Origin of the sequence: Sutterella seckii (assembly GCF_009183815.1) — a bacterium.
GTDB lineage: Bacteria > Pseudomonadota > Gammaproteobacteria > Burkholderiales > Burkholderiaceae_F > Sutterella > Sutterella seckii.
The window spans coordinates 1-1,699 of sequence record NZ_WEHX01000173.1 but is presented as its reverse complement, the minus strand read 5'-3'; the positions used below and the strand labels follow the sequence as shown (position 1 = coordinate 1,699).

Genomic DNA, 1,699 nt, shown 5'->3' with positions numbered 1-1,699 from the left:
TCGGCAAGCCCCACTTCCCCGTTCTGTTTCGCTACGAGAATGTGCTTTTCATCCCCGCGGTCGGACACACCGCCCGCCGCTGCCAAGTAATCGTCGAGCGACATGCCTTCTTCAAAGGCAATCGACTTCGGCATTACGACTTCACCTGTGATTTGTACGACGTTCGATTTCTGCGGAATGACGATTTCGTCGCCGTCCTCAAGCCAGATGTCGTTAACCTGACCGCCACGGGAGACGACGATCACGCCGTCGGGTTCAAGAAGGGACGCGCGCTTCACAAAGTCCTGGATGAGCTTTGCTTCTTCAACGCGAACGGTCGCTTCTTCAGGCGTTGCAGACGTCGCCGTCAGTGCCGCTTTTTCGAGTCGATGGAGCGAGTCCTGAATCACCGCTTTCTGGTCGCGCGCAACGCTCTTGCGGCGCAGATAGACGGCATCCGTTGCCGCAAGTTCCGGCTCCACTTCGACCTGGCGAAGGAGGTCGCGCAGCTTCACGGTCTTCTTTACCGGATAGCGGGACGCACCCGTGATGGCGCCCGTAACCGTCGCCATAATCGTTTCACCCGGCTTGTCCGCAACGAATTCGACAATGTCGCCGTCGGCGAGCTTGAAGTCCTTGAACGCTTCAACAGTGAAGTACTTGTTGAAGGGCGCCTTGTTGCGCGTGCCAGTGACGCTTACGTGCGATACGTTCTTCAAGGGCGACGCGAGTTCAATAAGGCCCGATCCCTTTGCCGCTGCGGGCTTCGAGAATTCGTACTGGGCTTCTTCTCGCAGGAGCCCGTAGGCCGAAACGCTCACGCCCTTTTCATTGACGAGAATCACGTCGCCGTTCTTCAGACGCAGCTGCGGCACTTTCCCCTGAAGCGCAAAGAGATAAAGGTCGAGCTTTGCAATGGACTTGCCGCCGCGAATGATTTCGATGTGGCGGTAGCTGCCGCGGGCAGGATCAATGCCGCCTGCACGGTCAACAAAGGAGAGAACGGAATCAACCGAGCCGCCCGCATAGCGGCCCGGATGGTTAACGAAGCCCGTTACGTAAACGGCAACAGGCTGTGCGCTCTGCAGATTGACGTAGACCTGAACGTTGTTCGTATAGACGCGGGATATGGCACCGCGAACGGTCGAAAGAAGCTGGCTGTTCGTGAGTCCGCCCACGTGAACGGGGCCCACTTCCGGAATGAAGATGTTTCCCTGCTGGTCGACAACCAGAACGTCGTCGTAGGCGCGAACGCCCCAGACGCGGATCACGATGCGGTCGCCCGGGGCGAGCACGTAGTCGTTGGAAGCCGTGTCGCTGAAGGTAGATGCAAAGCGCCCCTCAAAGAGATTCGACGCGAAGGGCTGCAGGCGAATCGATGTGGCCGTGCGGAATTCCGTCTGCGCCCAGGCGGGCGGGGCCGTCATCGTCTGCTGCAGCTGCGTCGTCTGAAGCTGCTGCGCGGGTGAATAGGTCATCACCGTGCCGTTCGGCCCCATCTGCATGCCCGACGGCATGTTCGAGGGCGTTGCGGCGAGTCCCCCGGTGCTCGCCGGCGCGGGATTCGTACTCGTGCCGAGCGTCGGCGCCGAGTACTGCACGGCGAGCGAAGTCGGCGACACCGCATCGGCCGCAACCGCGCTCTGCGAGACGAGGACGGCAAGCGCCGCCGTCACCGCCGCGTTGAGAACCGTTTTCATCTTGTTGAAATCCTCATTTC

General features: G+C 60.2%; 1 protein-coding gene. It reads right to left on the bottom strand.

Translation table 11 applies throughout. From position 1 onward, the window contains the following. The coding region (locus GBM95_RS11615) for a polysaccharide biosynthesis/export family protein (RefSeq protein WP_152159239.1) at nucleotides 1–1,679 on the bottom strand (1,679 nt) is incomplete at its 3' end. Between the last annotated feature and the right edge of the window lie 20 nt (nucleotides 1,680–1,699).